Origin of the sequence: Flavihumibacter sp. ZG627, from assembly GCF_000814325.1 — a bacterium.
Lineage (GTDB): Bacteria > Bacteroidota > Bacteroidia > Chitinophagales > Chitinophagaceae > Flavihumibacter.
The window spans coordinates 1-6,127 of sequence record NZ_JPHF01000021.1 but is presented as its reverse complement, the minus strand read 5'-3'; the positions used below and the strand labels follow the sequence as shown (position 1 = coordinate 6,127).

The 6,127-nt window shown below is 44.2% G+C and carries 3 protein-coding genes; all 3 read left to right on the top strand.

All coding sequences use genetic code 11. The features are described 5' to 3' along the window. Positions 1-3,279, top strand: a 3,279-nt coding sequence (locus HY58_RS18265) for a gliding motility-associated C-terminal domain-containing protein (RefSeq protein WP_156123763.1), incomplete at its 5' end; no start/stop codon positions are given. Between the two features lie 9 nt (positions 3,280-3,288). After that, positions 3,289-4,320, top strand: a complete 1,032-nt coding sequence (locus HY58_RS18260; protein ID WP_072037653.1) for a PorP/SprF family type IX secretion system membrane protein — start codon at positions 3,289-3,291, stop codon at positions 4,318-4,320. Positions 4,321-5,260: 940 nt separating this feature from the next. Then, on the top strand, positions 5,261-6,127 hold an 867-nt coding region (locus HY58_RS18255), incomplete at its 3' end, for a hypothetical protein (RefSeq protein ID WP_039135564.1).

The following is a 6,127-nucleotide window of genomic DNA, read 5'->3' as shown; positions in this document are numbered from 1 at the left end:
AAAGATATCAATGGCCTTGTTACTGGTATGTACACTGTTGTGATCACCGATCTTAATGGATGTACTACCAACCTTGATGTGGAAGTAGGTACGCAGGATGTGACGATTGATCTAACTGAAGTAACTACCGAAGTGATTTGTACTTCTAATAATGGTGCAATCGACCTCAGTATCGCTGGTGGTACTGCACCGTATACCATTAGCTGGAGCGGACCAGGCGGATTCACTTCATCAGACCAGGACCTGGTTAATCTTGCACCGGGAACATATTCAATTACAGTCACCGATGCAAATGGATGTTCAGCTACAAAGAATATAGAAGTGACTATTGATATGCAAGTGATCACTGCTGTTCCAACTGTTACGGCAACTTCCTGTACGGGAGCAACAGGGGCCATCAGCCTGGTAGTTTCGGGTGGCAATCCTGCGTATACCTATAGCTGGAACGGTCCTGCAAACTTCAGAGCCGATACAAAAGATCTGACAGGATTGGTTGCGGGCATGTACACAGTAGTGATAACTGATCTTAATGGATGTACTACCACCCTTGATGTGGACGTAAACTCAGTTGATGTTGCCATCATACTTACTGAAACTATCACCCAATCGATCTGTGGAAATGATAACGGAAGTGTAAGCATGCAGATACAGGGTGGTACAGCGCCATATACAATTTCATGGTCCGGCCCTAATGGATTCATGACCGATACAAAAGATATAAATGCGATTAGCGCAGGTGATTACACAGTAACTATAACAGACATCAATGGCTGTACGGTAACCAAAAATATTACCGTTGCCAATACAGACGTCTCCTTAATTGCTACTCCAACTGTTGCAGATGCAAACTGTCGTACAACTGACGGTTCAATTACAGTGCAGGTGAATGGTGGAACAGCTCCATATACTTATGAGTGGAATGGTCCGGCCGGATTCACCTCATCACAAACAGGAATATCGGCTCTTGCACCAGGAGATTATACACTTGTGATTACAGATGCAAATGGCTGTACTGTAAATCTTGCTATGACCGTGGGTGAGATCATCTGTTGTGATATCACTGCAACTGCATCGGCACCGGATATACTTTGTGATCAAACGGCTGTTGATATAATTGTGGAAGCAAAAGATGGCTACCTGCCATATGAATACAGTATTGATGGTGGCGCGACTTATCAAACATCGAAATTGTTTACAAACAGGCCGGCCGGTAATTACACAATAACCGTTCGGGATGCTAAAGACTGTATCGCAACAACTGATGTTATAATTAACCAGATCCCGAATACTGTTGCTGCAACACTAACAACACCTGATATCCCATGTGGATTCTCTACCGGAACAATAACTGTTAGTGCATCCAATGGAACTGCTCCTTACAGGTATAGCCTGGATGGTGGAAATAGTTTCCAGAACAGCAATGTATTCAATGATCTTCCTGCGGGTGACTATACGATACTCGTAATTGATGCGAACAACTGTACCACCACCGTGAGTGGATCACTGGTGCAACTGGTATCGACGATTGTTGTAAATGTTGCTGCACCTGATATGCCTTGTGGAGCTACTACCGGAAGTTTCAGGGTAAATGCAAGCAATGGTACCGCACCTTATAAATACAGTATTGATAATGGTGTAACATACCAGGATAGTGATCTGTTTGCTGATATGGCTCCGGGCGATTATACCATCACCGTTTTAGATGCAGGGGGATGTCTTGCCACTGCAACAGTAAGCTTTGTTGCAATACCTAATCCTGTTGTGGTAACAAATGACCCGGCTGCGGTTTGCGCACCTGCTACAATTGATCTTACTGCTGCTGCAATAATAGCAGGAAGTGATGCGGGATTGTTTTACAGTTACTGGATGGATGAAGAAGGTGTAACACCGGTCGCGCAGCCAGGTGCTGTAACTACGGGCAGGTATTATATTCGTGGAACTGCCACTAATGGTTGCGCTATTATCCAACCTGTAAATGTTACAGTTAATGCGTTGCCTTTATTACAGGTTACAAATCCATTAGCGGTTTGTCAGCCCGCTGCCGTGAATATTCTTGAAGCTTCGGTTACGGCTGGTAGTGAGCCGGGATTGACACTTAGTTATTGGAGAGATGATCAGACAAGTCAGCCGATCGGCAACCCCGGAAGCCTGATCCAATCAGGAACATATTATATCAGGGCGGTAAATGCGGCAGGCTGTGTGATGGTGAAGCCCGTGGTGGTAACATCACTGGAGGCACCGGAGCTCGTGATCACAGATCCTGCTCCAGTCTGCAGCCCGAATACAGTTGATATCACTACTGCAGCAATAACCGCAGGAAGTGATGCGGATCTGGGATTGAGTTACTGGAGGGATGAATCAGCAACAATTGCATTGTCTGGTCCGGGTGCTATACCACAATCGGGAACATATTATATAAGAGCGGTGAACAGCAATGGATGTACTGAAGTGAAGCCGGTTAACGTTGTTGTACATGCGCTTCCGGAAGTAAGTATCAGTGGTGTGGATTCACTTTGCCTGGGATTGATTACTGATCTTACTATCAGGTTGAAAGGAACAGGACCATGGAGCTTCAGTTATAGTGATGGTTCGCAAACATATACCATCAATAACCATGGTTCTGACCTATACAAGCTGAAGGTTAAACCTAATGCTACAACGAAATACACCATACTTAGCGTTAGTGACAGGAATTGTAGTATAACTGCTAACGGCATTGAGCATACGCTATGGATAACTTATCCAATTCCGGGTACAACGCTGCCACCGGTATTTACGAATGGAAATACTCCAACTCCGTTGAATGCAAGGGATCTTGGACCGCACTACAATATGTTTAACTGGAGCCCCACCGTTGGCCTTGACAGGTATAATATCATCGACCCTGTATTCAATTATGATAAGCGTGTACAATACAGGATCAGCATGCGTTCGGAGGCAGGATGCGAAACTATAGATACGCTGGTGGTGAATGTTATCAATAGTACAATACCAGGTGTAACGCCTGAAGTATTGGTGCCCACAGTATGGAGCCCGAATGGGGATGGAAGAAACGATCTGTTGTTCCCATTCACGATCAATGTACGTGAGCTACGTTGGTTCAGGGTCTTCAACAGATGGGGTGAATTGGTGTATGAAACCAAAGCGCTGGGTGCGGGTTGGAATGGCTATTACAAGGGTGCGATCCAACCGCTTGATACGTATACATGGGTTGCGGAAGCTATTGGAATCAATGGTGAAGTGATTCGCAAAACAGGATTGGTAACGTTGGTGAGATAAACGATTGATATGAAAATGTGCTTAAAATATTTTCGGATTGTGCTACTGGTCACCTGCTTTATGGCAGGCGCTAATCCGCTGTGGGCGCAGGATCCGAGCTTTTCACAATTCTGGGCATCGCCGCTGAATATTAATCCGGCACTAACGGGTAATATCAATGGCGACTGGAGAGTGATCATGAATTTCAGGAGCCAGTGGATCGGTCCGACTGCCCCTTATGTGACAGGAACTATTTCGCATGACCGTAAATTATTTGTGGAGACATTGCCGGAGGGTCAACGATTTGCGGTGGGTGGGATGTTCATGTATGATAAAACGATGGGTGGTGTTTTGCAGAGTGTATATGGATCGGGGAATGTTGCTTACAATGTGCAGATAGCAGAAGGATATAATAACAATCATTATCTCGGAGCGGGTGTGGGATTGATCTATGGACATAAGCGGATGGATTGGAGCAGGGTAGTTTTTGGCGAGCAGTATACCGGCAGAGGATTTGATGTTAATCTCCCCACAGGGGAATCAGCTTTATCCACGATGAAGCCATATCTTTCTTCAAGTGCGGGACTGACCTATTCAATTGGTGGCGATAAGAGTAATTTTGATTTCGGTGTATCGGCCTTTCACCTGAATAAGCCGAGGCAGACTTTTCTGGAAGATGATAACCAGCGACTGGCGACGCGTTACGCGGTGCATGCCAATTACGAGCGCAACCTGAATAACGGGCTGGTGCTGACCACCAATGGAATTTACCAGCGACAGACTACTGCAAGCTATTTTTCGGTAGGAGCGGGATTGGGGTATGTGGTTGATGAGTTGACCAGCACCAGTGTAAGTGCGGGGGTATGGTACTGGTCGAAGAATGCTATTGTACCTTACCTGGGTTTCAGCAAGGGGAAGATGCAATTCGGATTCAGCTCCGATGTACTGATCTCGAAGCTGCGGGATTCTCCTGGAAAGAGGAGCACCTGGGAGGTTTCGATCATATTCCGGGATGTGAAGCGGAAGAACAGCGGGATCATTTACTGTCCGCCGTGGAAATAAAAGCTCGTTGATTTTCAACGACGGATTTACCCTGAAAATTGGGCATACGGTGAAGACAAAGCCCTGGTTTGGTCAAATTTTTACCGGACATTTTGCCGATATATTAGGGAAATTTACCTGAAGAGGAATAGATCTTCGTGCGATGATATCCTGACTTCTACCTGATGTTTTCCTGACTTACCCTGATTTATCCTGACTTTTCCTGACTTTACCTGATACATCCTGACTATCCCGGTGTTGAGGCGGCGCTTAGGCGGCAATACCGTGGCCTTACAACGATCTTGGGCACATAAGCCCGTATAATGTGCAGAGCAAAAACTCCCCCTGTGTGAAACTGGCTGCTTGGAAAAAAATGGGGAAAAAATACCACGGGTTTATTCAAAAAATTATAAAGAAATCACAAATCTTTTATATCAAAAATTATTGAATTTGAGTGATTCGTAATATATTGCTTATTAATTGATTGTACCCCTTTAACGAAGACAGTAAACCAGAACTGGTGTTTATGTCTGTTGACCCTATTTTCTTGTAGTTACCGGAGCGGAAGTTCTGGTGATGGATCAATTCATTTTGGATCCTTTTGCAGTATTCTGGGGTAATTCCAACAACATTTACGGCCGGTATTTTATCACCCTTATGGGCAGAGTCATTTCGTAATAATTACGAGGGTGATTTTGTTTATAAAAAACCGTTAAGAATATTATAAAATAAGGCTTTTAATGATTATTTTAATAAACCTGAACCCTGTTGAAAATCCAATCTCTGCTTATATCCACGGAAATTCCTAAGAACATAAAACCAAAGGCCTGATAGTCCATTGAAATTCCATGAGGAAATTAATGGATAGCAGGATTATTATTCAATAATCAAAAGATCGCTTATTGTAACAATTCTATTGGCTTAGAAGCGTGATGACTGCTAAGCTGAATAAAAAAGCTGAATGTCCCGAAACCCGGAAAATACCTTTCCTGTATGCAATGTTAGCGGAAGAAAAGCAAGACTTTTCATCCTGCTGGCATTACTTATTCAACTGTTTTCCACAGGGTTGTTGGCAGCGCCAAAAAATGCGTTTGGGGATGTTGGTGATAATGAAAAATTTCCTATAGGTTGGTTCAGTTACCAGGGTTTTGTCTGGCAGTGGGGGAGTTGGGGGAGTATGGCTTGTCCGGTTAATCCGGGAAGCATAAACGGTGGTACTGCAGTATGTTCTGGGCAACCATCACCAGCAATTTCTAATAATGAACTTGCTACGGAATCGGGAGCTGTGAGTGGTACAATTGTATACTGGTGGCAATATTCTTTAGATAATGGAGCTAACTGGACTAACATTGGTGCCGATTGGAGTGCCAGTGCGAGTAGCCTTCCGGAGGGTGCAGTGAATGCATTAACTGTAAATACTCTATTTCGGAGAGCGGCAAATCTTCAGGATGCAGATGAAGCTGAAATTTGTACTGATGTATATACTCCATCACCTTATGTTTTAGTAGTGGTTAATCCACTCCCTTCGGCAACTATATCAGGAACAACTACAGTTTGCCAAGGTGATCCAAATCCTGAAATTACATTTACAGGCTCAGGTGGTACAACGCCCTATACTTTCACTTACAGGATAGGCCCAAGTGGAACACCACAAACTATTACTACCCAGGGCACCAACACATCCATAACCATTCCAGTATCCACAGCATCTTCAGGAAATTTTTCGTATGAATTGATTAGTGTTGAAGATGGTTCAACCACGGACTGTAATCAACCAGCATCTGGATCAGCTATTGTTACGGTTACTCCGATTCCTGCTACACCAACA